Genomic DNA, 23,928 nt, shown 5'->3' with positions numbered 1-23,928 from the left:
TGCAGCGATAATGGAGTGACATGTCCGAGAACCCTGCAACAGCTGCGCCCGCTCGCGCCCCCAAGCGAATGACCGGCGCCGGCCGCGTGCTCGTCGTCGTATACGGCATCCTGGCACTCGCAGCTTCGGGCCGCAGCGCCTTTCAGATCATCGATCACTTCTCTGTCGCACCCGTGGCGTTCACGCTCTCGGCCTTCTCGGCGCTCATCTACATCGTCGCGACCATCGCGCTCATCGCGCCGGGCAGCACCTGGTACCGCGTTGCGTGGGCGACTATCTCCATCGAGCTGGCCGGTGTGCTCGTGATCGGCACGCTGAGCACGTTCGTTCCGGCGGCCATAGGCATGGGTGCGATCGATCCGTTCGGCAAAGACTCGACGGTGTGGTCGGTATATGGGGCCGGATATCTCTTCATTCCACTCGTGCTTCCCGTCCTTGGGATGCTGTGGCTCTCCCGCCACAAACCCGTCACCGTTGCAGGTTCCGCCGCAAGCACGACGGCGGCGGCGGACGCGGGCAGGGCATGAGCGGCGCGGACGCAGGAATGAAGGTCTTCCGTTCCATCGATGAGATACCCGACGACTTCGGGCCGAGCGCTGTCACCGTCGGCAAGTTCGACGGCGTGCATCTCGGGCACCGCGCGGTCATAGGCCGTCTGCTCTCCGTCGCCGGGCGCGAAGGGCTGTTGTCGGTCGTCGTCACCTTCGACCGCAATCCGCTTGCGGTCGTGGCTCCGGAGCGTTGCCCCGAGGACCTCGTGAGTCTCGACCAGAAGCTCGAGCTGCTCGAGCAGACCGGCATCGACGCGGTGCTCGTGCTCACGTTCGACCGTGCGCTATCGCAGGTGCCTGCCGAGCAGTTCGTCGAGCGCTATCTGGTTTCGAAGCTGCACGCGAAGATGCTCCTGGTGGGCAGCGACTTCCGCTTCGGCGCGAAGGGTGCTGGGAACGTCGAGTTGCTGCGCGAACTCGGCGCTCGTGACGGCTTCGAGATACAGCTCATCGACGATGTGCGGCCCGACGGGCACGATCGGGTCTCGTCCACGTGGGTCCGATCGCTTCTCGCCGAGGGCGACGTTGCGTATGCCGGCGTGCTGCTCGGGCACGCGCCCGTCGTTCGCGGCGTCGTCGTGCACGGTGCGCAGCGCGGCAGGCAGCTCGGGTTTCCCACCGCGAATCTGTCGCCCCAGTGCGACGGCCTCATACCGGCGGACGGCATCTACGCCGGCTGGCTGATCGATGCCGGCGTGCGCTATCCCGCCGCCATCTCGGTGGGCGACAACCCTACGTTCGAGGGCGTCCCACAGCGTCAGGTCGAGGCGTACGTGATCGGCGAAGACCTCGACCTGTATGACCATGTGGTCGACGTCGAGTTCGTGCAGCGCATCCGCGGCATGGTCGCCTTCGAGGGCATCCAGCCGCTCATCGCGCAGATCTCGGCCGATGTCGAACAGGCTTCGCGCATCCTGGCCGGCTGAACGCGTCGACCTCCTACTCTGCTGGGCCCGCTTCGGCTGCAACGGGGGTACGGCCGTAGAGGTAGAGCACGATGCCGCGCGCCGTGCCCTCGATGACACCGGTGCTCTTGGCCGGCCCTGGGCCGATCGCCCAGCCCGCGTCCGTCGCGTGGAGCGTGTGCGCACCCACCACCGCGCGCCGGTCGGCAGGCGCAAGCAGCAGGCCGCGCAGCGCCACGCTGCGCGTCGTCTCTGGACTCACCTCTATCGATGCCCCCAGGGGTTGAACGATGTCGTAGGAGTGCACGACGGCTTCGATGAGATCGCTCAACCCGGTGCGGCCTATTCCGGCCAGTCGGAGGGCAGCCATGCGTCTCAGCCGGCTCACCAGTTGGTCGGGGCTCGTGGCCTCGGCCTCCTGTCTGCTGACGGTCTCGATGAGCGAGTCCAGCGTCATGCGTGACAGCGTCAGCATCGGCAGCGCCGTGCGGATCATCTCCAGATAGCTGGAGCCGACGCGCCACACGATGTGACCGGCGACATCGCGCACGGTCCATCGCTCGCAGAGCGTTCGTCGGCCCCACTGATCGGCGTCGAGCGCCTCGAGGATGTCTGCCAGCTGCTCAAGAGTGTGGGCCAGCTCCTCGCCCATGTCCCGTCGCATTGTCCCGCCTCCGTCTGCGCAACATCCTGTCACGCCGTTCGAACGCGATGCTGGGAGTCGTTCCTCTAACCTGGATCGAGTCGGGGCGCCAGCCGGGGACGCCCCAGCACTCGACGAGGAGCAGGCGACGTGACCAGCGAGTCCACCGCATTCGAGAGCCCGTTGGCGCCTGTGGTTCTGCAGCCCAATCGACCGGCCGAGCGTCCGTATCTCGGCGGTGAGGGCATCCTGCGCTTTCGCGGCCTTCCGCCCGGCGACGACCCAGCCGGAGAGAGGATGCCTGAAGATTTCGTCGCCTCAGCGACGGAGGTCTTCGCCGGTGGAGGTGTCGGGCTCACGGTGCTCCCCGACGGCACGCCACTGCGCGATGCGATCGCGGCGAGGCCCATCGAGTACCTGGGAGAGGAGCACGTCGGTGCCTTCGGCGACGATCCCATGCTGCTCGTCAAGCTCCTGGACACGCGACAGCGCCTCTTCGTGCACTATCACCCGACCACGCAGTTCGCCCGCGACGTGCTCGCCCACTCGAGCGGAAAGACTGAGGCGTGGGCCATCGTCGCGACCGACGGCCCTGCTTACGCCTACCTGGGTTTCTCTCGGGAGGTGGAGGCGGCCGAGGTGCTCGAATGGTTCGAGAGCCAGGACGTCCCATCGATGCTCGCCGCCATGAACCGGGTCGAACTGGCCGAGAGCGACACGCTCTACGTGCCTGCCGGCCTGCCGCACTCCATAGGACCTGGCATCACGCTCGTGGAGCTTCAGCAGCCCGTCGACCTGTCGATCCTCGTCGAGTACGAAGGATTCCCGGACCTCGATCAGAAGGGCGCACTTCTGGGCCTCGACGCGGCGACCGCGCTGTCGAACCTGGACCGCTCGGCGGTGCCATCGGCCCGAATCGCAGAACTCAGCTCCTCCCGTCAGACGCGTGATGCCGCCGGTGCGCAGATCACGCCGCTCTTCCCTGCCGAGGCGGATGCCGTCTTCCGTGCCGATCGGATCCGAACGGTCGCTTCGGGCGATGCCATGCTCGCGGCCGGATATGCCGTGATCGTCGTCATCGACGGCGAGGGCGTTCTCGAGTGGAGCGGCGGATCCGTTCCGTTGTCGAAAGGCAGCACCGTGCTTGTTCCGCACGCGGCGGGGGAGACGACGCTTCGCGGCGCCCTCACACTGCTGAGGTGCCGGCCACCGGCGAGCTGAGACCGGCCGCGGCCGCTGTGAAAGACTGGGGTGTGACCCACCCGAAGACTTCCGCCAAGCCGCTGTGGGCCGGCCGCGCGCTCGCGTTGCTCGGCATCCTGCTCGTCGCCGCCAACCTCCGCGCCGCAGTCACCGCGCTTTCTCCCATCTTCGGCGAGATCACGAAAGACGTGCAGTTCGGGGCGACCGGGATCGGGCTCCTCGGCGCGCTTCCGCCCATCTGCTTCGCAGTTTTCGGCCTCGTCGCGCCGCTCTTCACGCGCAAGGCCAGTCTCGAGGTCGTGATGGTGATCGCGCTCGCCGCCATCGTGGCGGGCGACTTGATCAGAGGCCTCGCCCCTTCATTCTGGATTCTCACGGCGGGAAGCGTTCTGACGTTCGCGGGCATGGCGGTCGGCAACGTGCTCCTCCCACCCCTGGTCAAGCGGTACTTCCCGGATCGCGTCGGCCTCATGACGTCCCTCTACGCCACGGTTCTCGCCGTGAGCACGCTCGTACCTCCGCTCGTTGCAGTGCCCGTCGCCGAGTCCGCGGGCTGGCGATACTCCGTCGGCATGTGGGCCATCCTGGGTCTGGTGGCGGCGGTTCCCTGGCTCGCCGTGCTTGTACGACGACCGGAGGCTCGCCGCGTCGACGCGGAGGTCGATGAACCGGGCGCAGCCGCGATGGGGCGGGTGTGGCACGCACCTCTGGCGTGGGCGATGGCGGTGACGTTCGCCGCGTCGTCGCTCAATGCCTATGCGCTGTTCGCGTGGCTGCCCGAACTCCTTCACGAGACCGCGGGTACGGATGCCGCGCAGTCCGGCGCCCTGCTCTCCTTGTATGCCGGCATCGGCATACCGGCGAGCCTGCTCATTCCCACACTCGCCAGTCGCATGCGCAACGTCGGGCTGCTGGTCTACCTGGGAGCCGCGTTCTTCATCGCCGGGTACCTCGGCCTCATTCTCGTGCCGGGTGTAGCGACGTGGCTGTGGGTCGTGCTGGCGGGCCTCGGGCCGCTCCTCTTCCCGTTGTGCCTCGTTCTCATCAATCTCCGCACGCGCACGCACGAAGGCGCCGTCGCGCTCAGCGGGTTCGTGCAGGGCCTCGGCTACGTGCTGGGCGCGTTGGGGCCGATCGTCGTGGGCGCATTGCACGACGCCACAGGCGGATGGCTCTGGCCGCTGGTGTTCCTACTGGTCACCGCGGTCGCCGTGGTCTTCGCCGGCACCGTGGTCGCGAGGCCGGGCATGCTCGAGGACCACTTCGCTGCGAAGGCCCGTGCGCGAAGCGCGAGCACTCGTTAGCGCCACAGGGACGGCTGAGGTTCGTACCTACAGAGGCGGCAGAAGTTCGGAGCGGTGCACAAGGGCCGCCGCACCCACGAGCGGCCCCTCGCCGGAGAGCCCGGAGGGAACGACGCGCACCTTGCGCACGAACTCGAAGTAGTGTTCGGCGATGGTGCCGTTGATCACATCGAACAGGTCGGGCGTCGCCTGCGAGAAGCCGCCACCGATGGCGACGAGTTCGAGATCGAGCAACGCTGTCGCGCTGGCGATCGCCTGCCCGACGGCACGTCCTGTGCGCTGGATCGCCTCTCGCGCCACCGGATCCCCGGCGGCATATGCGGCGGCGAGGGCCTCGCCGTTCGCACCCGCGAATCCCTGTCGGCGTGCCCATGCGACGGTGTGCGGCCCGCTCGCGATGGCCTCGAGCGACGTGGCTTTGCCGAAGGTGTCCTCGCCCTGAAAACCCGCCACCTCGACGTGCCCGATATGGCCCGCATTGCCGGTCGGACCCGTGATCACACGCCCGCCCACGATGAGCCCTCCGCCGATGCCCGTGGAGACCACCATGCCCATGACGTTGTCGATGCCTTGCGCGGCCCCGACCCAGTGCTCCGCCATCGTGATGGCGACGCCGTCCATCTCCAACGTCACCGGAATCTCGACTCCGCGAGCCTCGAGCACGGAGCAGGCGAACGAACGCAGGTCGAAGTCCCGCCAGCTCGGCACGTTCAGCGGCGAGACCAGTCCACGCGAACGATCGATGGGGCCTGCGCAGCCGATGCCGACGCCGATGAGGTCATGTCCCTCGGCGGCGTCGAGCGCGGCCTCCATGACCTCGCGCACGGATGCCTGCAGCTGCTCGCTCGCCGCCTCCCGCCCGGTGGGTGCCCGGAACCGGGAACCCGGCAGCACCTCGCCTTCGGCGGTGACAAGAGCGGACTCGACTTTGGTGCCGCCGAAATCGACGGCGAGAGCGAGGGGCGGGGTCATTACTCCAGGTTAGGGGAGCGGGAACCGTGCTCCGTGACGAGCGCGAGGGCGGGCATCCGCCCGTTTCTGCGCACCCTCACGTGCAGGTGAGACCTGCGCATCACGAGTAGCGCGATGACCGCGGCTGTCGCCAGCGGCACGATGCCGGACACCGCCAGCCCCCACGCAGGTCCGAAGCGTTCTACGACCCAGCCCATCACGGGGCCGCCGAGTGCCTGTCCCCCCAGCTGCACGAGGATGTACAGCGCCATCACCCTGCCACGGATGCCGAGGTTGGTCGACATCTGCACGAGAGAGTTCGCGCTCGTCAGGAACAGCAGGCTGGCCGCTCCGCTGAGCGCCATGAGCACCGCGAAGACCACGATGTCGGGGGAGAGCGCAGCGGATGCCTGCACCAGACCGAGCACCGCGGCCCCGCCGATCACGAGGCGCAGGGTCACGCCCATGCGGCGGGTCGACAGCACGGCGCCCGTGAGTGCGCCGACCGCGACGAGCGAGTTGAAGAACCCGTATCCGGCCGATCCCACCTTGTAGACGTCGTTCGCGTAGGCGGCGAGCAGAACGGGCATCGTGTAGGCGAACATGGCGACGGCGCCGAGAGCGATGATCGTGAACAGGATGGCGGGTTTGCGTGCTGCGTAGTGCAGCCCCTCCGCCAGCTGGCCCTTCCCACGAGGTGTGGTCGGGCTCTGCAGCAGCGCCTTGGTGTCCATCATGCTCAGTGCGCCCACCACCACGAGGCACGCGCACGCGTTGATCGCGAACGCCCAGCCGCTTCCGACGGCGCTGATCGCGATGCCGCCCACCGCCGGGCCGATGAGGGCGCCGAGCTGGAACGTCGAGGAGTTCAGGCTGATCGCGTTGCGCAGCAGCTTCGGCCCGACGATCTCGTTGACGAACACCTGGCGTGCCGGGTTGTCGACGACCGTCACGAAACCGCCGATGAAGGCGAGCGCCCAGATGTGCCACACCTGCACGGTGTCGGTGAGGATCAGGACCGCGAGGATGCCCGCAAGCAGCGCCGCCGTCGACTGCGTCAGCATGAGAAGCATGCGCTTCGAGTACCTGTCGGCGATCACGCCGCCGAGCAGGCCGAAGATCAGCATCGGCGCGAACTGCATTGCCACGGTGACTCCGACCGCCGCCACGCTGCCGGAGAGCTGGAGGACGAGCCAGTCCTGGGCGACGCGCTGCATGCCCAGCGCGGTGGTCGCGATGACCTGGGCGCCGGCGTAGATGCGGTAGTTCGGAACACGCAGCGACGAGAACGTGTCGCGCCACGGCGGGCGGCGCTCGAGCACGGGGACAGGGGAGGTGAGGAGGGTTTCGGCTGAATCGGTTGCGGAACTGGCTGTCACGGTGGCTCTCGAGTAATCGGCTGGTCGAACGTGTATTTCAACGCTAACCAGGGGCATCCCATTCCCGAAGACAATCAGACCTATAACTCCTATTGGGTTTGCGAATGTATGCTTCGAGCATGTTCGACCCGGACCTGCTCGCAACCTTCCTCGCCGTCGCCGAGACCGGGAGCTTCACGCGCGCCGCGGAGCGCCTGGGCGTCAGCCAGCCGACTGTCAGCCAGCACGTCGCCAGGCTCGAGAAGGCGGCGGGACGCATCCTCGTCGACCGGGACACGCGCCAGGTGCGGCTGACCGACAACGGGGATGCCATGGCTGGCTTCGCGCGCAGCATCCTCGCCGCCCACGCCGCAGCAGACAGCTATTTCAGCGGAACCGCCATGCGAGGTCGTCTGCGGTTCGGTGCAGCAGACGACCTGGCGATCACGCAGCTGCCCAGCATTCTGCGCGACTTCCGGCAGGCGTACCCGCAGATCAACCTCGAGCTCACGGTGAGCCAGTCCACGCCGCTGCATCGCAGGCTCAAGGCGGGGCAGCTGGACCTGATCTTCATCAAGCAGATGGCAGGTTCGCCAGAGGGTGACCGGGTGAGCACTGACGACCTGGTGTGGATGGGGCTGGACAAGACCGAACTCGCGCCCGACGATCCCGTGCCGCTGATCGCATATCAGGATCCGAGCATCAGCAAGCAGATGGCGATCGACGCATTGGAGGAGGCCGGAAGGGTCTGGCGCATCACGTGCAACACGCGTGAGGTCAACGGCGTGCTCGCGGCCGTGCGCGCGGGTCTGGGCGTCGCGCCCTTCCCGCGCACGATCATCCCGAACGATCTCGTGAAGGTGACGAACAGGCTGGGGCTGCCGGAACTCGGGCAGGTCGAGTTCAGCCTGCTGGCGAACCCGCGGGCGGCGGCAGAGCCCGTCGCCGCACTCACCCGCACCATCATGGGACGCACGCTGCACTGAGCCGGTTGCGTGTCGGCGCGGGCGAGCAGTGAGTTTGCCCAGGTGCGCAGATGAGCAGAGCGAGGCATCCGCGTTGCTCATAAGTGAACCGCCTTCTTATCCTTGAAGGCGCTATGAACTCCTCAGACGAACTGCTCGCCGTACGTGCAGCAGAGCTCTACTACGACGAGGGTCGCACGCAAGACGAGATAGGTGCGGCACTCCACATCACCAGGTGGAAGGTGGGTCGGCTGCTCGCGCAGGCGCGGGCGGCAGGCATCGTGCGAATCGAGATCGTGCACCCGAGGGCAAGACGTGTGCTGGCAGAGCAGGCCGTGAAGAAGCGGTTCGGCTTGAAGGACATCGTCGTCGCCTCGTCGGCCGGTGTCACCTCACCCGAGGAACTGCAGCGCCGCGTCGCCCAGGCTGCCGCGGACTACCTCACAACGCTGCGTCCCGCCCCGCAGACGCTCGGCGTCAGCTGGGGCCGAACCATGCACGACGTGGCAGCGTGCCTGCCGCGCGGCTGGGCGCACGGCGTGGGCGTCGTGCAGATCAACGGCGGGCTGAGCCTCACCAAATACGGTGACACCGCATCGGCAACTGCGCTCGTGATAGCCCAGAAGGCGGCCGGGTCTGCTCACGTGCTGCCCATCCCCGCGATCCTCGAGCACACTGCGACAAAGCGCAGCATCGAGCACGACCGTGCAATCGCCGGTGTGCTCGACCGCGCCGCGCACGCCGAGGCCTACGTCTTCAGCGCCGGGGTGGCCGGGGCCGATTCCGCGCTCGTGCACAGCGGCTACCTCACGCCAGACGAGGTGCAGTCGCTCGTGCGCAAGGGAGCGGTGGGAGACATCGTCGGCCGCTTCATCGGGGCGGACGGCAAGCCCGTCGATGCCGAACTCGACTCGCGCACGGTGGGGCTCTCGCTCGAGCGGATCAGGGCTTCCGAAACGGCGATCGCGGTGGTCGCGGGCGAAGGCAAGCACGAGGTGGCGCGAGCACTGGTCACCAATGGGCTGTGCACCGTGCTCATCACCGATGATCTGACCGCGGCCGCGCTGCTCGAGGAGCCGGCAACGCAGAACGACCAGGCACGCAGAGGCTCGAGGGAACAGGTGCAGGTCGCGGCGCATAGGCATCCCGGCGAGCACACCCCAGGGCAGAGGCAACCCGAGGAGAGGCAGTCGGTGTACTCAGGCGAACAAGGCGGGCCGCACGCCGAGAAGCGGATGTCGAGGGAGCACGCGTCATGACACTCGACATCGCCCGCACAGTGGTAGGCACCGACCTCAGCGAGCGCAGTCTGCGCGGCTTCGTGCTCGGGCTCCCTGGCGTGGACGCAGTGGGACTCGACCAACGAGCGGCCGGGCTCGCCACCAGGTCGATCAAGACCTCCTCCAAGAAGACGGCGCTCGACACGATCATCTCGCTGATCGACCTCACGACGCTCGAAGGCGCCGACACCCCGGGAAAGGTGCGCTCTCTGGCCGCAAAGGCGGTCATGCCCGATCCCTCTGATGCCACGTGCCCACAGGTGGCGGCGGTGTGCGTCTACGGCGATCTCGTTCCTGTCGCGGTCGAGGCCCTCGGATCGCACCATGCGGCATCCGGCGGAACGATCAGCGTGGCCGCCGTCGCCACCGCGTTCCCCAGCGGACGCGCATCCCTCGACGTGAAGCTCGCAGACACGGCAGATGCCGTGGCCGCTGGAGCAGATGAGATCGACATGGTGATCGACCGCGGTGCATTCCTCTCCGGCAGGTACGGCGAAGTCTTCGACGAGATCGTGGCCGTCAAAGAGGCGTGCCGCCGGCCCGACGGATCGAGCGCGCATCTGAAGGTGATCCTGGAGACCGGAGAACTCGCGACCTACGACAACGTGCGCCGCGCGTCTTGGCTCGCGATCCTCGCGGGAGCCGACTTCATCAAGACGTCGACGGGCAAGGTCTCCCCGGCGGCCACCCTTCCCGTCACGCTGCTGATGCTCGAGGTCGTGCGGGACTGGCACCGTCTGACCGGCGAGCTCGTGGGTGTGAAGCCGGCCGGCGGCATCCGGTCTTCGAAGGATGCCGTGCGCTACCTCGTCACGGTGGCCGAGACCGCAGGTGAGCGCTGGCTCTCGCCCCAGCTGTTCCGTTTCGGCGCGTCGAGCCTGCTCAACGACGTGCTCCTGCAGCGGCAGAAGCTCGAGACCGGGCACTATTCGGGCGCCGACTACGTGACCATCGACTGAGCGCCTCGTGAGCACCCCGCCCATGGCAAGCACCGAGCCCCTTTCGGGGACGGTGCGCCGCACGAGAACCGACCGAGCAATGGCGGATCTGGAGACCCGATGACCTTCCTCGACTACGCGCCCGCACCTGAGTCGCGCGCGATCCTCAACCTCAGGCCCTCTTACGGGCTCTTCATCGACGGCGATTTCGTGGACGGGCACGGTGAGGCGTTCCGCACGATCTCGCCCTCGTCCGAGGAGACGATCGCCGAGATCGCCGCGGCAGACGAGCACGACGTCGACCTTGCGGTCGCCGCCGCCCGCCGCGCGTACGACCGGGTGTGGTCGCGTATGAGCGGCTCGGACAGGGGAAAGTATCTGTTCCGCATCGCGCGCATCGTGCAGGAGCGCGCACGCGAGCTTGCCGTTGCCGAAAGCCTCGACAACGGCAAGCCGATCAAAGAGAGCCGGGATGTCGACGTTCCGCTCGTGGCCGCCTGGTTCTTCTACTACGCGGGATGGGCCGACAAGCTCGATCACGCCGGTCTCGGTCCCGACCCGAGGGCGCTCGGCGTTGCCGGCCAGGTCATTCCGTGGAACTTCCCGCTGCTCATGCTGGCCTGGAAGATCGCGCCCGCGCTCGCCGCGGGCAACACGGTCGTGCTGAAACCGGCCGAGACGACGCCTCTGACCGCGCTGCTGTTCGCAGAGATCGTGCAGCAGGCGGGGCTTCCGGCCGGGGTCGTCAACATCCTCACGGGTGCAGGCGAAACCGGCAGGATGCTCGTCAATCACCCGGATGTGGACAAGGTCGCGTTCACGGGCTCGACCGCGGTGGGGCGCGAGATCGCGAGATCCGTCGCGGGCACGGGCAAGAAGGTCACCCTGGAGCTCGGCGGCAAGGCCGCGAACATCGTCTTCGACGACGCTCCCATCGATCAGGCGATCGAGGGCATCGTGAACGGGATCTTCTTCAACCAGGGGCACGTGTGCTGCGCGGGGAGCCGCCTGCTCGTGCAGGAGAGCGTGCACGACGAGGTCGTCGACAGGCTGAAGACACGGCTCGCGACGCTGCGACTCGGCGACCCCCTGGACAAGAACACCGACATCGGTGCGATCAACTCGGCCGAGCAGCTGCAGCGCATCCGCGAGCTCAGCGACGTGGGGGAGTCCGAGGGCGCCGACAGGTGGACGGCGGAGTGCGCCATCCCCGATCGTGGGTTCTGGTTCGCGCCGACGATCTTCGACAACGTCTCGACGTCGAGCCGCATCGCGCGGGAAGAGATCTTCGGACCGGTTCTATCGGTGCTCACGTTCCGCACACCCGACGAGGCGATAGCGAAGGCGAACAACACGCCATACGGGCTCTCGGCGGGCATCTGGACCGACAAAGGCAGCCGCATCCTCGCCGTCGCCGACCGGCTCCGCGCAGGCGTGGTGTGGGCGAACACGTTCAACCGTTTCGATCCCGCCTCGCCCTTCGGCGGGTACAAGGAGTCCGGCTACGGCCGCGAGGGCGGCAGGCACGGCCTGGCCGCTTACCTGGCGCCGCGTTCCGCGCCGCCAAGAAGGGCGGCAGCAGTAGCCGAGCGAGGCGACGCTTCCGCATCGCAGTCGTCGTCTGCGGCGAAGCGCCGCAGCAAGAAGGAAGGGTCCGCCCGATGAGCCGCTTGGCAGTACCCAAGACGTACAAGCTGTTCATCGGTGGAGCGTTCCCGCGCAGCGAATCGGGCCGTACCTACGAGGTGGTCGCAGCTGACGGCGGATTCCTCGCCAATGCGGCAAAGGCATCCCGCAAAGACGCGCGCAACGCGGTCGTCGCCGCACGCAAGGCTGTGGCGGGATGGTCGGGCGTGACGGCGTACAACCGCGGACAGGTGCTCTACCGTGTGGCCGAGCTGCTGGAGGGCAGACGCGCGCAGTTCGTCGAGGAGGTGCGGGCATCCGAGGGCCTCTCGGGCGAGGATGCCGCTGCGCAGGTCGACGAGGCCATTGACGCGTGGGTCTGGTATGCGGGCTGGGCAGACAAATACGCGCAGGTCACTGGCAACGCGAACCCGGTTGCCGGACCGTACTTCAACATCTCCGTGCCCGAGCCGACCGGAGTCGTCGCGGCCATCGCGCCGCAGGGCGGATCCTCGCTGCTCGGGCTGGTCGCCGTCGTTGCGCCGGCGATCGTGACGGGCAACGTCGTCGTCGTGGTCGCCGACGAGAGGCATCCGCTGTCGGCCATCTCGCTCGCCGAGGTGCTCGCGACGAGCGACGTCCCCGGTGGTGTCGTCAACGTGCTCACGGGCTCGCCCGCCGAGATCGCGCCTTGGCTGGCGTCGCATTCCGACGTGAACGCGCTCGATCTCACGGGTGGCGAGACCCTCGACTGGGTCGATCTGCAGATCTCCGCCGCCGAGACGCTGAAGCGCGTGCTTGCCCCGGCGGGCGGCGAGCTCGACGTTCGTTCGCTCGACCGGATTTCGGCATTCGTCGAGACGAAGACCGTCTGGCACACCAAGAGCATGCGCTGACCTTCGACGGCGTCGATTCAGTCCTCGGTTGCTGACTGTTCTCCGACCATTAGTCAAGTGGTCGCGCGTCGCCGCCGTAACGGGCGATGATAGGAGTTCCGCGGCGGAAGGAGCGACATGTCTGACGAGGTGTCGACCGTCTTCGTGGGAGACAGCATCACGGCAGGCGGTCGCTGGGACGAGTGGTTCCCCGACGAGCGGTCGCGAAACCTCGGCGTTGCAGGCGACACAACGGATGCCGTTCTCGCCCGACTCGACGACATCATCGCTTTGCAGCCAGACACGGTGGTGCTCCTGATCGGCACCAACGACCTCGCCTGGCGTCGTTCCGCCGAGCACATCGTTCGCAACATCGAGATGATCCTGGTGTCGCTACGCAGAGAGCTTCCCGACTCTCAGCTTCTGGTGCAATCCGTCATGCCGCGCGAAGCCGCGTACGCGGAGACGATCAAAGACGTCAACCGCCACTTGTGGCAGTTCGCCTCGACCGTCAGGGCGCAGTACCTCGACCTGTGGCCCGCATTGGCAGGTGAGGACGGCGCGATCGACCCCCAGTTCTCCGACGACTCCCTGCACCTCAACGAGAACGGCTACGAGGTCTGGGCCTCCGAACTGCGCGGAGCACTCGAGACCCTTCACAGGGTGCCCCCGACCAGCCGGCCCATTCTGCTTCCGCGCGAGCACCTGCGGCACCGCAGGTAGCTCAGGCGTCGCATGCGGGCGGGCAGTGCCTGGTCAGTCCGCGGCGGTTTCGAGTGCGCGGGTGAACGCGGTAAGCGCCTCAGGCGAGAACAGCACGAAGCGCACGAGTTCGAGTCGATCGATCGTGGGCGCACGTGTCACGGCCGTGCTCACAGCGACGCTTGCGGCGCCCTGCATCGGCCAGCCGTAGACCCCGGCTGAAACAGCAGGGAAGGCGACGGATGCCACCCCCAGCTCACCCGCGACCTCGAGTGATCTCGCGTACGCGCTCTGCAGCAGCGGTGTTCGGTCCTCGCGTTGCGACCACACCGGCCCCACCGTGTGGATGACGTACCTCGCCGGAAGGCGACCTGCTGTCGTGCTCACCGCATCACCCGTCGGCAGTCCGTCCGGATACCGGGTACTCCGCAACTGGCGGCTCTCGGCGAGGATGTCCGGCCCACCCGCCCGGTGGATTGCGCCGTCGACGCCGCCACCGCCGAGCAACGAGGAGTTCGCAGCATTGACGACGGCGTCGACGCGCTGCTGAGTGATGTCACCGAGCACGGTCTCGAATCGCACGCCGTTCACCGTGCGAAATGCCGGGGCGTCGTCTCGCGCCAAGGTCAGCCCCGGTTGTTGGAGAGCTCGAACACCCTGAGCAGTTCCTCCACCGCGCGCTCGCGCTCGTCGCCGCCGGCCTCGAACTGCTCGGCGACATGCGTTCGCAGATGGTTCTCGACGAGCAGCTTGTTCAACGAGCCGAGCGACTTTTGGATGGCAAGGGACTGGGTCAGGATGTCGACGCAATAGTCCTCGTTCTCGATCATCTTCTCGAGCCCGCGCAGCTGGCCCGTGAGGATGCGCGCACGGTGCAGGGCCCGCTTCTTGATGTCGTCGATCACGGTCCCAGGCTAGGCGGTGCGCGGGAATTTCGGGCGGGGGTCGATCTCACGCGCCGTCGTCGGCCCCGAACAGGGGACTGTCGTGGCCCGCCCGGGCCTTCTTACACTGGCGGCGGATCCTCAGGACCCGAAACGCCACCCGAAGGCGTTGCGCCGACCCGAAAGGCGCAAGGAGGTACCCGCGTGCTCAAAAATCTGTCCCCCTTGATGTCCGGTGCGCTTTTGCACGCCCTCGACGAGGCACCCAGCGGAGCGTGGATCGCGATCGTGAGCCCGGAGCATCACGCTCCCGACGGCATCCGACTGCCTCCCGAATCCGTGGAAGCGGTGGCGGCAGCCATGCTGGACGTGACCCCGCTCGACCCGGACGCTCCCATCGTCATCGAGAGCGACGACGAGCTCAGCGATGTCGCGTTCGCGGTCGCCGGACTCGCGGCAGACGCAGAAGGTCGCCGCTTCACCATGCTCCCGGTACCGGGAGACACGTTCGGCGCGCTGCTGACCGAGTGCAGCGTCGTCGTCGCGGTGGATGCGGGCGAGCGGTTCGGCTTCCTGCTGCGCAAGGGCCACTGCTGAACCGTCCGGCGTGGCACGACCGCGCCGGAGCATGCGGGTAGGCTCTGCCACGATGTCCCGACCTGGCTCAGCACCCACCCTCGCCCGCCTCGCCCTGCTGCCCGGGCTGCTCGGCGCTATCGTCCTGATCGCCGCGCTTGCTCTGATCGGGGGCTCCTGGTATGTCTGGGTGCTCTTCGCGGTGGCCATCCTCGCGCTCATCATGTGCGTGTTCGCCGTGCAGGCGAAGGCGTACTGGTGGCTCATCGGGCTCGTGCCGATAGCCGTCGTGTTCAACCCCGTGTGGCCGCTCCCCATCCCAGACCTGTGGCTCAGGCTCCTACACCTGGCCGGGGCCGTCGTGTTCATCGCCGCGGGCATCGGCATCAAGGTGCCGGCCGAAGAGGGCAGGCAGGGTCCGGCCGGCCGCTACGGCGGAAAGGCCGGCGGATCGGGAAGGAAGTGACATGCCTTTCGCGATCAAGCGTGCCTACGAAGCACCTTCGCCCGATGACGGATACCGGGTGCTCGTCGACCGGCTGTGGCCGAGGGGACTGAGCAAGGAGCAAGCGCGGCTCGACGAGTGGAACAAGGATGTCGCACCCAGCACCGACCTGCGCAAGTGGTTCGGACACGACCCGGCGAAGTTCGACGAGTTCCGCGTTCGCTACCTCGCCGAGCTGCACGGCAACCCGGCCGTTGAGGCTCTGAGAGACAAGGGTGCCGCCGGCAAGGTGACCCTGCTGTACAGCGCGCACGACGAGCAGCACAATCAAGCAGTGGTCCTGCTGGACGCCTTGCACGGAGCCGGCTGAGGCATTCGACAACACACTCGACGCGCCCGCGTGGTTCTATGGTCACGCAAGCAGCCGAAGTGCCGTAAAATGGGGCACCGTCGGGGTTCTGGCATCCGCCGGACACGTCTCGTCGGCTGCATCGCAGGCGACCATCGGGCTTCAACGATTGCCCCCCGCATCGGTCTCGTCATCATGGCGTCTCACGACGTGACCGGACGCATGCGGGCGGAAGCGCCGCCACCCCGCCGCCCCACCAGGAGCGGCCCGCATCTGCGCGGGCCCTCACGCACAGGAGGATCATGCCGCACACCGGCGATCGCACCGCTCAGGCATCCCGCCGTTCCGGGTCTCGTCATTCGAACAACGACGGGCTCATCCCCGTGCTCGCGCGCCGCGTGCGCGAGGTCGAGTCGAAGGCCGTGACGGGCAAGAAGCTCGGACCGACCAACCGCACCAAGTTCCAGGTGATCGCACTGCTCATGCGCGAGGAACGCGCAAGGGCCAAGACGGATCCCGATCTCAACGATGCCGCGAGGGCAGAGCAGCTCAAGCGACTCGACGGAATCGCAACGATCCTCGCCAAGACCGCCGCCCGCGACACTTCGCTCATCGCCCTGCTCGAGTCGTCAGCGCCGCCCAGCCCGGCCGCCCAGAAGATGCGCAGAGACTGGCTGCTGGAGTCCGGCGTCGAGCTCGAGCCCGACGACCTCATCATCACCACCGAGGCGCCCAAGCCGAAGCAGGAGGTGCTGCTGTCGCCCGAGCTGGCGCAGAAGCAGGTGATTCCGCAGTCGGTGCGTGCCAGGCAACTCTCCAACCCATTCCTCGCCCCCGACTTCGCGCTCGCGAGCCACTCCGCACCCGCCCCGCGCCGGCGCCTTGATTCCTGGGAACTGCTCGGCCCGCTTTTCAAGTCGTTCGAGTACGGGTCAGGGGGACAGGCAGCCAGCATGGAGCTTCCCCAAGCCCCCAAGATCGACAGGTACTCTCCGTCCGGCATGGAGCTCATGAAGCACCAGGCGCGGTTCGTGGAGTCGGTGCGGCAGGGGCATCGCAGCTTCCTGCTCGCCGACGAGCCCGGGCTCGGCAAGACGGCGCAGTCGGTGCTCGCGGCATCCGTCGCCGGTGCGTATCCGCTGCTGGCCGTCGTGCCCAACGTGGTGAAGATGAACTGGGCGCGCGAGGTCGAGCTGTGGACTCCTCAGCGGCGAGCGACGGTCATCCACGGCGACGGAGAGGGCCTGGATGCATTCGCGGACGTCGTCATCGTCAACTACGAGGTTCTCGACCGGCACCTGGCATGGCTGTCGGAACTCGGCTTCCGCGGCATGGTGGTCGACGAGGCGCACTTCATCAAGAACCTGCACTCGCAGCGCTCTCGCTACGTGCTCGGGCTCGCCGACGCCATCCGCCACACCGTCTCCGACCCGCTGATGGTCGCGCTCACCGGAACGCCGCTGATCAACGACATCGACGACTTCAGGGCGATCTGGCAGTTCCTCGGCTGGATCGATGGAACCAAGCCGACGGCGGAGCTCATGGAGAGACTCGACGAGACCGAGCTCACTCCCGCCGATCCCGGCTTCTACACAGCGGCGCGAGAAGCGGTCATCGACATGGGCATCGTGCGACGCAAGAAGATCGACGTCGCAGCAGACCTTCCCTCCCGCCGCGTGGTCGACCTGCCGGTTGAGCTCGACGACGAACTCGGCAGGTCCATCAAGGAAGCCGAGCGAGAACTGTCGTCGCGACTGGTGCAGCGCTACCGTCGCGCTCAGGCGGCGGGCGTCGGCGAATCCGTCTCGAGCGACGAGGACGAGCGCCGTGAGCATCTCATCCGCATGGTCGCGCATGCTGAGCTCGAGGAGTCGAAGGGTCAGAAGACGGGCGAGAACGTCTTCACCATGGTTCGCAAGATCGGCCAGGCCAAGGCGGCACTTGCAGCGGACTACGCGGCCCAGCTCGCTCGATCCGTTGGCAAGGTGGTGTTCTTCGCCAAGCACATCGACGTGATGGACCAGGCAGAAGAGGCTTTCGCCGCAAGAGAACTGCGCAGCGTCTCGATCCGAGGCGATCAGACCACACTGACCAGACAGCGCGAGATCGACGCCTTCAACAGCGACCCGGGCGTGTCTGTAGCGGTCTGCTCACTCACCGCCGCCGGTGTCGGGCTCAACCTGCAGGCGGCATCCAACGTCGTGCTGGCCGAGCTCAGCTGGACAGCGGCCGAGCAGACGCAGGCCATCGACAGGGTGCACCGCATCGGGCAGGAGGAACCGGTGACCGCCTGGCGCATCATCGCCGCTCAGACCATCGATTCCAAGATCGCCGAGCTCATCGACTCGAAACAGTCGCTTGCCCTGCGCGCGCTCGACGGCGTCGACGTCGAACCCGGATCGGCCGACTCGGTGCAGTTGGACGCACTCATCTCGCTGCTGCGCGACGCGCTGTAGTCGACGAAGACCTCAGACGTCGTCCTCGTCGAGCTCGTCGTCGAACACGACCACGCGTTCTTCATCGGGGTAGCCTTCGTCGGCCTCGATGTCGATCGGACGTTCGTCTTCGTCGGCGAGGACGGCTTCCTCGTTGATCTCTGGTTCGTAGTCGCCCTCCTGAGCGGCCGCGAACTCGTCGTACTCCGGATCGGAATCGGCAGGAACTGCATTGGCGTGCTCAGTCATGCAGCCAGGGTAGCCCCGCCCGCTCGTGGGTCGCGAGGGGCCCCGGTGGAGGTCAACGGCGCTTGACAGCTGCGCAAGACTGGGAAGATGAGCAAGCAGCACGGAACATCGACGATCGAGATCGAGCGCAAATACGACGTGAGCGATGGCGCGGGCGAGCCGGCCTTCGTCGGCGTCGGGCCGATCGCGGTCATCGAGGTGCCGGAGGTGCGTGAGTTGGACGCCGTCTACTACGACACGCCCGACCTGGCGCTGGCCAGGGCACGCGTCGCACTGCGCAGGCGCGAGGGTGGGCCGGACGCGGGCTGGCACATCAAGCGCGAGGCCGACGAGGGCCGCACGGAGCAGCACTGGTCGCTCGGTGAGGAGTCCGAAGCGGCAGCGCGAGCATCCGTTCCCGACTGGGTCAGGGACGAGGTGCGCGAGGTGGTAGGCGACCGAGAGCTCGTACCGGTAGCGCGCGTGCGCAACCATCGGGTGGTTCGTCGTCTGTTGGATGCCGCGGGTTACCCGGTCGCCGAGTACTGCGACGACCACGTGACGGGGGAGAGTCTGCTGACGGGCGCCAGGCAGGAATGGCGCGAGTGGGAGATCGAGCTGTCTGCAGCTGCGCCCGACAGCCGTCGGGCGCGCAACGAGCTGCTGGACGGGCTTGAGGCCGTGGTGGTCGAGGCTGGGGGTGCACCTTCCAAGAGCTCCTCGAAACTGGAGCGCGTTCTCAAAGGGCCGAACACATGAGACCGCCGGGGACCGGCCGTTTTGGAGCAGGCAGACCGCCTCAGGCATGATCGTTGACGTATCGATGCATACCTGGAAGAGGCGCACAGATGAAGATCGGAATCCTCACCTCGGGCGGTGATTGTCCCGGCTTGAACGCGGTCATCCGCGGGGCCGTGCTCAAGGGCGATCGCGTGTACGGCGACGAGTTCGTGGGATTCAGGTACGGCTGGCGCGGCGTCGTCAACGCCGACATCGTTCCGCTCGACAGACACAGCGTGCGCGGCCTCTCCAGGCAGGGCGGCACCATCCTCGGCTCGAGCCGCACGAACCCGTTCGAGGGCGACGGCGGGGGGCCGCAGAGAATCCAGCGGATGCTCGACGAGAACGACATCGACGCCATCATCGCGATCGGGGGCGAGGGAACGCTCACCGCGGCCCGTCGTCTCGTCGACGAGGGCGGCCTCAAGGTGATCGGCGTGCCCAAGACCATCGACAACGACCTCGCGGCCACCGACTACTCGTTCGGCTTCGATACGGCGGTGGAGATCGCCACCGAGGCGATCGACAGGCTCCGAACGACAGCCGAGTCCCACCAACGGTGCATGATCGTGGAGGTGATGGGCAGGCACGTCGGCTGGATAGCTCTGCACTCCGGCATGGCAGGCGGCGCGCACGCCATCCTCATCCCGGAGCGGCCGCAGTCCATCGACCAGATCTGCGAATGGGTCGAGCACGTGCGCGACCGTGGCCGGGCGCCCGTCGTGGTGGTCTCCGAGGGCTTCCACCTCGACACGATGGAGGGTGCGCACTCGCACAAGGGGCTCGACGCCTTCAACCGGCCACGTCTCGGCGGCATCGGCGAACTCCTCGCCCCCATGATCGAGGAGCGAACGGGCATCGAGTCGCGTGCAACCGTGATCGGACACATCCAACGCGGCGGTGTCCCGAGCGCGTACGACCGAGTGCTAGCGACCCGCCTCGGCATGGCGGCTGTCGACGCGGCTCAGACCGAACAGTGGGGTTCCATGGTTTCGCTGAAAGGCACCGACGTCGAGATCGTCTCGATCGCCGACGCCACGGGCGGCCTCAACACCGTTCCCGACTACCGCTACGACGAGGCGGCGCTGCTGTTCGGCTGATGCGCGGCGAGTCCGAGCACGTCGAGCAGCCAGGCCAGCTCGAAGGCCCGCTCACGCCACGCGTTGTAACGCCCGCTCACGCCGCCGTGCCCAGCTGACATCTCCGTCTTCAGCAAGACGTCGGCCCCGGCCTCGCGCAGGCGCGCGGCCCACTTCGCCGGCTCGACGTAGAGCACCCGGGTGTCGTTCAGGCTCGTGACGGCGAGGATGCGCGGGTAGCCGCCGGCATCCTGCCGCACGTTCTCGTACGGCGTGTACGACTTCATGTACTCGTACACGGCCTGGTCGTGCAACGGGTCGCCCCACTCGTCCCACTCGATGACGGTGAGCGGAAGGTCGGGATCGAGGATGCTCGTCAGCGCGTCGACGAAGGGCACGTCGGCCAGGATGCCGGCGAACAGTTCGGGCGCGAGGTTCGCCACGGCCCCCATCAGCAGGCCCCCGGCACTGCCGCCCTCGGCGACGAGCCGGTCGGGCATCGTCCAGTTGCCGTCGATGAGGTGGCGTGCGCAGGCCACGAAATCCGTGAACGTGTTGCGCTTGCGGGTGAGCTTGCCGTGCTCATACCAGTGGCGCCCCAGCTCGCCGCCGCCGCGCACGTGCGCGATGGCGAACACCACGCCACGGTCGAGCAGCGACAGACGCGCCACCGAGACGGCGGGATCGATGCTGTGCTCGTAGGAGCCGTAGCCGTACAGCTCGAGCGGCGCCGGGGTGCCCGGTGAGACGAGGTCCTTGCGGAACACGAGCGAGATGGGCACGAGAGTGCCGTCGTCGGTTCGCGCCCACTCGCGACGCTGCTCGTAGGCATCCGGGTCGTAGTCGCCCAGGATCGGTTGCCGCTTCAGCAGACGCAGTTCGGACGCGCGATCGGGGGCATCCGGGAACCAGTCGTAGACGGTAGACGGTGTCACGAGGGATCCGTAACCGAGACGCACCGCCGGCTGCGCCCACTCGGGATTGCCGGCCGTGCCCACCGTGTAGAGCGGCTCGTCGAACGTGAGCTCGCGGAGCTCGCCGTAGCCCGCATCTCGCAGCGGCAGCACCGCGACCCTCGTGAGCGCCTCCCTGCGGTACTCGACGACGACTCGCGAGGCGAACGCGTCGGCCGATTCGAGCCGCAGCCCAGGCTGATGCGGAAGGATGACGCGCCGCTCGCCCTGCGGGTCGGATGCCGCGACATCCACCAGCTCGAAGTCCTCAGCGCCGTCGTTGTGCACGATCAGCAGCCTGTCTTCGCCGGCTACGAGCGCGTGCTCGACCGAGTACTCGACGCCCTCACGCCGCGGCCACACGACGACCGGGGCCGCTGTGGGATCGGATGCCGGAATCAATCTGGACTCGCTCGTGATCGAGGATCCGACGCCGATCTCGATGTACGACCGGCTGCGAGTGACGCCGACGCCGACCCAGAATCTCTCGTCCGCCTCGTGGTGCACGGCCACGTCGGCTGAGGCCGCCGTGCCGAGCTCGTGCCGCCAGATGGTGTCTGGACGCCATGCGTCGTCGACCGTCGCATAGAACGCGTAACGGCCGTCGGGGGAGAGCGCCGCGCCGGCCGAGGTGTTGGGCACCTCGTCGGAGAGGTCGCCTCCCGTGGCGAGGTCACGTACGCGCAATGTGTACCGCTCGTCCCCGATGATGTCGACTGCGTAGAGCAGGCGGCTGCCGTCAGCGCTCACGTCGAACGTGCCCAGCCGGAAGAACTCGTGTCCCTCGGCTTCGGCGTTGGCGTCGAAGAGCACCTGCTCCCCGGGCAGGGCCGGCGTTGCAGGGTCGACGTCGGCTACGGCAGGCGGCGTCCAGTCGTCCTCGGAGGCGATCGGAGCGCGGCATTGCACGCCGTACTGCTTGCCCTGGAAGGAACGTGAGTAGTACCACCACCGCCCCTCCCGCACAGGAACGGAGAGGTCGGTCTCCTGCGTGCGGGAACGGATCTCGTCGAAGATGCGATCCCTGAGCGATGCCAGGTGACCGGTGCGTGCCTCTGTGTACTCGTTCTCCGCCTCCAGATGCGCGATCACCTCGGGATCGTCCTTGTCCCGCAGCCATTCGTAGGGGTCGTCTACGGAGTCGCCGTGGTGCGTTCGCGTGAACGGAACGCGCTTGGCAACGGGAGGCTGCTGCACCGCACGATGTGTCGGGGCGTGCTTTCGATCGGTCACGGATGCTTCTGAGTCGGCAGAGATGCGGCCTGCTGTGGCTTGGGGGTCGGGCATGTCACAACGCTATCCGTCCGGTGCGCATGCCCGGGCGAACGCCGTCATCGTGCGCGGTCGGTAGCGTTGGCGCATGAGCATTCCCGAGCGGCAACTGAACGACGGAACGACCATCCCAGCCATCGGCTTCGGCACCTATCCACTGCGCGGTGGGGAGGCCGAACGCGCCGTCGCCACGGCCATCGAAGCGGGTTACCGGTTGATCGACACCGCGGTGAACTACGGGAACGAGGATGCCGTCGGGCGCGGCATGCGGGCATCCGGCTTCGACCGCTCCCAGCTGATCGTGCAGACCAAGATCCCGGGTCGGCATCACGGCTACGACGAGACCTTGGCCTCATTCGAGCGGTCGCGGAGGACTCTCGACATCGACGTGATCGACGTCTACCTGATCCACTGGCCCAATCCCAGCGTCGATAGGTACGTCGAGACCTTCAAAGCGATGATCGACCTGCGCGACAGGGGCCTGGTGCGCACCATCGGGGTCTCCAACTTCACCGAGGAGTTCCTCACGAGGCTGCAGCGCGAAACGGGCGAGCTTCCCGCCGTGAACCAGGTGGAGCTGCATCCGTATTTCCCGCAGGAGCGGTTGCGCGAGTTCCACGAACAGCACGGCATCGCCACCGAGGCGTGGAGCCCGCTCGGCAAGAACTCTCCGGTGCTGTCCGAGCCGGCGATCGCAGATGCCGCCGCAGCTCACGGCGTGACACCGGCCCAGGTGGTGCTGAGGTGGCACGTCCAGCTGAATTCCGTACCGCTCCCCAAGTCGGGCGGCGTGGAGCGTCAGAACGAGAACATCGACATCTTCGGCTTCGAGCTGAGCGAGGACGAGGTGGCTGCCATCACCGCGCTCGGCAAGCCGGACGGCCGGTTGTTCGGGGGAGACCCGAACCACCACGAGGAGCAGTAGGGCTCGGAAGCACGAAGGCGGGGCCGGGGTTTTCGCCCCGGCCCCGCCTTCGCTATGGAACCGTTTGTGTCCGCTGAACGGATGGACCGATCATGCGCCGATCGGTCTCTCCTGCTTCTCGCGCTTCTCCTCGACGGTCACCGTTGGATGCTCGTTCTCGCTTCCAGAGGCACCGCTGGTCACCGCGATCTTGCGCGGCTTGGCCTGCTCGCTCACGGGGATGGTGACGCTGAGCACGCCATTCGTGTACGTCGCAGAGATGCGTTCGGTGTCGATGCCCTGGCCGAGGCTCAGCTGGCGCAGGAACGACCCGGACTGACGCTCCCGGGTGATCCACTTCACGCCGTCACCGTTCGACAGCGTGCGCTCGGCGCGGATGGTCAGCAGCTGACCGTCGACGTCGATGTCGACCGACCCCGGGTCGATGCCTGGAAGGTCAGCGTTCAGCACATACGTGTCCCCGTCGCGGTACAGGTCCATCGGCATCAGCCTCGGTCCCTGGCCGCCGCCGAACATCGCGCCGGCCAGCCGGTCGAGTTCGCGGAACGGGTCGTAGTTGGTTGCCATGGGTACATCCTCCTTCGTTCGATCCACGATGATTCAAGAGTTGAGCCTAAGCGACTCAACTATGGTCAGATTAGCACTCTAATAGTGAGAGTGCCAACGATGCTTCGGACCATTTCCGTCCGCTCTGCGCGAAC

At 67.3% G+C, this 23,928-nt stretch carries 25 protein-coding genes; 17 read left to right on the top strand and 8 right to left on the bottom strand.

What is annotated here, in order from left to right; translation table 11 throughout:
* The first annotated feature begins 20 nt into the window (after nt 1-20).
* Together ACO2Q7_RS15535 and ACO2Q7_RS15530 are read left to right on the top strand one after the other, a co-directional pair.
* Nucleotides 21-527 (top strand): hypothetical protein, encoded by a 507-nt coding sequence (locus ACO2Q7_RS15535; protein ID WP_423356620.1) that lies wholly within the window; start codon nt 21-23, stop codon nt 525-527.
* Nucleotides 528-544: 17 nt separating this feature from the next.
* Entirely contained in the window at nt 545-1,477 is a 933-nt protein-coding gene (locus ACO2Q7_RS15530) for a bifunctional riboflavin kinase/FAD synthetase (protein ID WP_423356916.1), read from the top strand.
* Nucleotides 1,478-1,490: 13 nt separating this feature from the next.
* On the opposite strand, the gene ACO2Q7_RS15525 is transcribed toward ACO2Q7_RS15530, so the two are convergent.
* Nucleotides 1,491-2,120, bottom strand: coding sequence for a maleylpyruvate isomerase family mycothiol-dependent enzyme (locus tag ACO2Q7_RS15525; protein ID WP_423356619.1), 630 nt, complete (start codon nt 2,118-2,120; stop codon nt 1,491-1,493).
* Between the two features lie 129 nt (nt 2,121-2,249).
* On the opposite strand from ACO2Q7_RS15525, the gene ACO2Q7_RS15520 reads away from it, so the two are divergent.
* Together ACO2Q7_RS15520 and ACO2Q7_RS15515 are read left to right on the top strand one after the other, a co-directional pair.
* Nucleotides 2,250-3,320 (top strand): class I mannose-6-phosphate isomerase, encoded by a 1,071-nt coding sequence (locus tag ACO2Q7_RS15520; RefSeq protein WP_423356618.1) that lies wholly within the window; start codon nt 2,250-2,252, stop codon nt 3,318-3,320.
* Complete coding sequence (locus ACO2Q7_RS15515; RefSeq protein ID WP_423356617.1) at nt 3,299-4,606, top strand: CynX/NimT family MFS transporter; 1,308 nt, start codon at nt 3,299-3,301, stop codon at nt 4,604-4,606. The genes ACO2Q7_RS15520 and ACO2Q7_RS15515 overlap by 22 nt, the downstream gene beginning before the upstream one ends.
* A 27-nt stretch (nt 4,607-4,633) precedes the next feature.
* Here ACO2Q7_RS15515 and ACO2Q7_RS15510 read toward each other — a convergent pair whose 3' ends face one another.
* Entirely contained in the window at nt 4,634-5,578 is a 945-nt protein-coding gene (locus ACO2Q7_RS15510) for an ROK family protein (RefSeq protein ID WP_423356616.1), read from the bottom strand.
* On the bottom strand, nt 5,578-6,936 hold the full coding sequence (locus ACO2Q7_RS15505; RefSeq protein WP_423356615.1) for an MFS transporter: 1,359 nt from the start codon (nt 6,934-6,936) through the stop codon (nt 5,578-5,580). Before ACO2Q7_RS15505 ends, ACO2Q7_RS15510 begins: the two co-directional genes overlap by 1 nt.
* 119 nt (nt 6,937-7,055) lie before the next feature.
* On the opposite strand from ACO2Q7_RS15505, the gene ACO2Q7_RS15500 reads away from it, so the two are divergent.
* The 6 genes from ACO2Q7_RS15500 (at nt 7,056) to ACO2Q7_RS15475 (ending at nt 13,322) form a co-directional block, all read left to right on the top strand.
* Complete coding sequence (locus tag ACO2Q7_RS15500; protein WP_423356614.1) at nt 7,056-7,901, top strand: LysR family transcriptional regulator; 846 nt, start codon at nt 7,056-7,058, stop codon at nt 7,899-7,901.
* A 113-nt stretch (nt 7,902-8,014) separates the two neighbouring features.
* Nucleotides 8,015-9,139: a sugar-binding transcriptional regulator gene (locus ACO2Q7_RS15495; protein WP_423356613.1), complete on the top strand. Its 1,125-nt coding sequence runs from the start codon at nt 8,015-8,017 to the stop codon at nt 9,137-9,139.
* Complete coding sequence (deoC, locus tag ACO2Q7_RS15490; protein ID WP_423356612.1) at nt 9,136-10,119, top strand: deoxyribose-phosphate aldolase; 984 nt, start codon at nt 9,136-9,138, stop codon at nt 10,117-10,119. The genes ACO2Q7_RS15495 and deoC overlap by 4 nt, the downstream gene beginning before the upstream one ends.
* 99 nt (nt 10,120-10,218) lie before the next feature.
* Nucleotides 10,219-11,763, top strand: a complete 1,545-nt coding sequence (locus ACO2Q7_RS15485; RefSeq protein WP_423356611.1) for an aldehyde dehydrogenase family protein — start codon at nt 10,219-10,221, stop codon at nt 11,761-11,763.
* The gene (locus ACO2Q7_RS15480) at nt 11,760-12,620 is read left to right on the top strand and encodes an aldehyde dehydrogenase family protein (protein WP_423356610.1); all 861 of its coding nucleotides are present in this window, start codon (nt 11,760-11,762) and stop codon (nt 12,618-12,620) included. The genes ACO2Q7_RS15485 and ACO2Q7_RS15480 overlap by 4 nt, the downstream gene beginning before the upstream one ends.
* A 117-nt stretch (nt 12,621-12,737) precedes the next feature.
* Nucleotides 12,738-13,322, top strand: coding sequence for a GDSL-type esterase/lipase family protein (locus ACO2Q7_RS15475; protein WP_423356609.1), 585 nt, complete (start codon nt 12,738-12,740; stop codon nt 13,320-13,322).
* A 33-nt stretch (nt 13,323-13,355) separates the two neighbouring features.
* On the opposite strand, the gene ACO2Q7_RS15470 is transcribed toward ACO2Q7_RS15475, so the two are convergent.
* Nucleotides 13,356-13,883, bottom strand: coding sequence for an O-acetyl-ADP-ribose deacetylase (locus ACO2Q7_RS15470; protein ID WP_423356608.1), 528 nt, complete (start codon nt 13,881-13,883; stop codon nt 13,356-13,358).
* 44 nt (nt 13,884-13,927) lie between these two features.
* On the bottom strand, nt 13,928-14,206 hold the full coding sequence (locus ACO2Q7_RS15465) for a metal-sensitive transcriptional regulator (RefSeq protein ID WP_423356607.1): 279 nt from the start codon (nt 14,204-14,206) through the stop codon (nt 13,928-13,930).
* A 183-nt stretch (nt 14,207-14,389) separates the two neighbouring features.
* Between ACO2Q7_RS15465 and ACO2Q7_RS15460 the strand changes: the two genes are divergently transcribed.
* The 4 genes from ACO2Q7_RS15460 to ACO2Q7_RS15445 all read left to right on the top strand — a co-directional run bounded on the left by ACO2Q7_RS15460 (nt 14,390) and on the right by ACO2Q7_RS15445 (nt 18,011).
* Entirely contained in the window at nt 14,390-14,782 is a 393-nt protein-coding gene (locus ACO2Q7_RS15460) for a hypothetical protein (RefSeq protein ID WP_423356606.1), read from the top strand.
* Between the two features lie 52 nt (nt 14,783-14,834).
* Nucleotides 14,835-15,227, top strand: a complete 393-nt coding sequence (locus ACO2Q7_RS15455; protein WP_423356605.1) for a DUF6804 family protein — start codon at nt 14,835-14,837, stop codon at nt 15,225-15,227.
* A 1-nt stretch (nt 15,228) separates the two neighbouring features.
* Nucleotides 15,229-15,576 carry a DUF488 domain-containing protein gene (locus ACO2Q7_RS15450; protein ID WP_423356604.1) on the top strand — a complete coding sequence of 116 codons (348 nt, stop codon included), beginning with the start codon at nt 15,229-15,231 and terminating at the stop codon, nt 15,574-15,576.
* 281 nt (nt 15,577-15,857) lie between these two features.
* The gene (locus ACO2Q7_RS15445) at nt 15,858-18,011 is read left to right on the top strand and encodes a DEAD/DEAH box helicase (protein WP_423356603.1); all 2,154 of its coding nucleotides are present in this window, start codon (nt 15,858-15,860) and stop codon (nt 18,009-18,011) included.
* A 12-nt stretch (nt 18,012-18,023) separates the two neighbouring features.
* Here the strand turns inward: ACO2Q7_RS15445 and ACO2Q7_RS15440 are convergent, their stop codons facing one another.
* On the bottom strand, nt 18,024-18,239 hold the full coding sequence (locus ACO2Q7_RS15440) for a hypothetical protein (RefSeq protein WP_423356602.1): 216 nt from the start codon (nt 18,237-18,239) through the stop codon (nt 18,024-18,026).
* Nucleotides 18,240-18,326: 87 nt separating this feature from the next.
* Here ACO2Q7_RS15440 and ACO2Q7_RS15435 point away from each other — a divergent pair, with 87 nt between their 5' ends.
* Both ACO2Q7_RS15435 and ACO2Q7_RS15430 read left to right on the top strand, forming a co-directional pair.
* Nucleotides 18,327-18,977 (top strand): CYTH domain-containing protein, encoded by a 651-nt coding sequence (locus ACO2Q7_RS15435; protein WP_423356601.1) that lies wholly within the window; start codon nt 18,327-18,329, stop codon nt 18,975-18,977.
* Between the two features lie 89 nt (nt 18,978-19,066).
* The gene (locus ACO2Q7_RS15430; protein ID WP_423356600.1) at nt 19,067-20,098 is read left to right on the top strand and encodes a 6-phosphofructokinase; all 1,032 of its coding nucleotides are present in this window, start codon (nt 19,067-19,069) and stop codon (nt 20,096-20,098) included.
* Here ACO2Q7_RS15430 and ACO2Q7_RS15425 read toward each other — a convergent pair.
* Complete coding sequence (locus ACO2Q7_RS15425; RefSeq protein WP_423356599.1) at nt 20,068-22,317, bottom strand: S9 family peptidase; 2,250 nt, start codon at nt 22,315-22,317, stop codon at nt 20,068-20,070. The two genes, ACO2Q7_RS15430 and ACO2Q7_RS15425, sit on opposite strands and share 31 nt — an antisense overlap.
* Nucleotides 22,318-22,390: 73 nt before the next feature.
* On the opposite strand from ACO2Q7_RS15425, the gene ACO2Q7_RS15420 reads away from it, so the two are divergent.
* Nucleotides 22,391-23,227, top strand: a complete 837-nt coding sequence (locus ACO2Q7_RS15420; protein ID WP_423356598.1) for an aldo/keto reductase — start codon at nt 22,391-22,393, stop codon at nt 23,225-23,227.
* A gap of 90 nt (nt 23,228-23,317) precedes the next feature.
* Here the strand turns inward: ACO2Q7_RS15420 and ACO2Q7_RS15415 are convergent, their stop codons facing one another.
* Nucleotides 23,318-23,794, bottom strand: a complete 477-nt coding sequence (locus tag ACO2Q7_RS15415) for an Hsp20/alpha crystallin family protein (RefSeq protein WP_423356597.1) — start codon at nt 23,792-23,794, stop codon at nt 23,318-23,320.
* Between the last annotated feature and the right edge of the window lie 134 nt (nt 23,795-23,928).

The organism is Rathayibacter sp. KR2-224 (assembly GCF_049446075.1).
Taxonomy (GTDB): domain Bacteria; phylum Actinomycetota; class Actinomycetes; order Actinomycetales; family Microbacteriaceae; genus Humibacter.
This window is presented reverse-complemented; position numbering and strand designations above follow the sequence as displayed.

Excerpts from the sequence above, each read along its gene's own strand:
- ACO2Q7_RS15535 (WP_423356620.1), top strand. The coding sequence starts at position 21 with ATGTCCGAGAACCCTGCAACAGCTGCGCCCGCTCGCGCCCCCAAGCGA.
- ACO2Q7_RS15530 (WP_423356916.1), top strand. The coding sequence starts at position 545 with ATGAAGGTCTTCCGTTCCATCGATGAGATACCCGACGACTTCGGGCCG.
- ACO2Q7_RS15525 (WP_423356619.1), bottom strand. The coding sequence starts at position 2,120 with ATGCGACGGGACATGGGCGAGGAGCTGGCCCACACTCTTGAGCAGCTG.
- ACO2Q7_RS15510 (WP_423356616.1), bottom strand. The coding sequence starts at position 5,578 with ATGACCCCGCCCCTCGCTCTCGCCGTCGATTTCGGCGGCACCAAAGTC.
- ACO2Q7_RS15500 (WP_423356614.1), top strand. The coding sequence starts at position 7,056 with ATGTTCGACCCGGACCTGCTCGCAACCTTCCTCGCCGTCGCCGAGACC.
- ACO2Q7_RS15495 (WP_423356613.1), top strand. The coding sequence starts at position 8,015 with ATGAACTCCTCAGACGAACTGCTCGCCGTACGTGCAGCAGAGCTCTAC.
- deoC (WP_423356612.1), top strand. The coding sequence starts at position 9,136 with ATGACACTCGACATCGCCCGCACAGTGGTAGGCACCGACCTCAGCGAG.
- ACO2Q7_RS15485 (WP_423356611.1), top strand. The coding sequence starts at position 10,219 with ATGACCTTCCTCGACTACGCGCCCGCACCTGAGTCGCGCGCGATCCTC.
- ACO2Q7_RS15480 (WP_423356610.1), top strand. The coding sequence starts at position 11,760 with ATGAGCCGCTTGGCAGTACCCAAGACGTACAAGCTGTTCATCGGTGGA.
- ACO2Q7_RS15475 (WP_423356609.1), top strand. The coding sequence starts at position 12,738 with ATGTCTGACGAGGTGTCGACCGTCTTCGTGGGAGACAGCATCACGGCA.
- ACO2Q7_RS15455 (WP_423356605.1), top strand. The coding sequence starts at position 14,835 with ATGTCCCGACCTGGCTCAGCACCCACCCTCGCCCGCCTCGCCCTGCTG.
- ACO2Q7_RS15450 (WP_423356604.1), top strand. The coding sequence starts at position 15,229 with ATGCCTTTCGCGATCAAGCGTGCCTACGAAGCACCTTCGCCCGATGAC.
- ACO2Q7_RS15445 (WP_423356603.1), top strand. The coding sequence starts at position 15,858 with ATGCCGCACACCGGCGATCGCACCGCTCAGGCATCCCGCCGTTCCGGG.
- ACO2Q7_RS15440 (WP_423356602.1), bottom strand. The coding sequence starts at position 18,239 with ATGACTGAGCACGCCAATGCAGTTCCTGCCGATTCCGATCCGGAGTAC.
- ACO2Q7_RS15435 (WP_423356601.1), top strand. The coding sequence starts at position 18,327 with ATGAGCAAGCAGCACGGAACATCGACGATCGAGATCGAGCGCAAATAC.
- ACO2Q7_RS15430 (WP_423356600.1), top strand. The coding sequence starts at position 19,067 with ATGAAGATCGGAATCCTCACCTCGGGCGGTGATTGTCCCGGCTTGAAC.
- ACO2Q7_RS15425 (WP_423356599.1), bottom strand. The coding sequence starts at position 22,317 with ATGCCCGACCCCCAAGCCACAGCAGGCCGCATCTCTGCCGACTCAGAA.
- ACO2Q7_RS15420 (WP_423356598.1), top strand. The coding sequence starts at position 22,391 with ATGAGCATTCCCGAGCGGCAACTGAACGACGGAACGACCATCCCAGCC.
- ACO2Q7_RS15415 (WP_423356597.1), bottom strand. The coding sequence starts at position 23,794 with ATGGCAACCAACTACGACCCGTTCCGCGAACTCGACCGGCTGGCCGGC.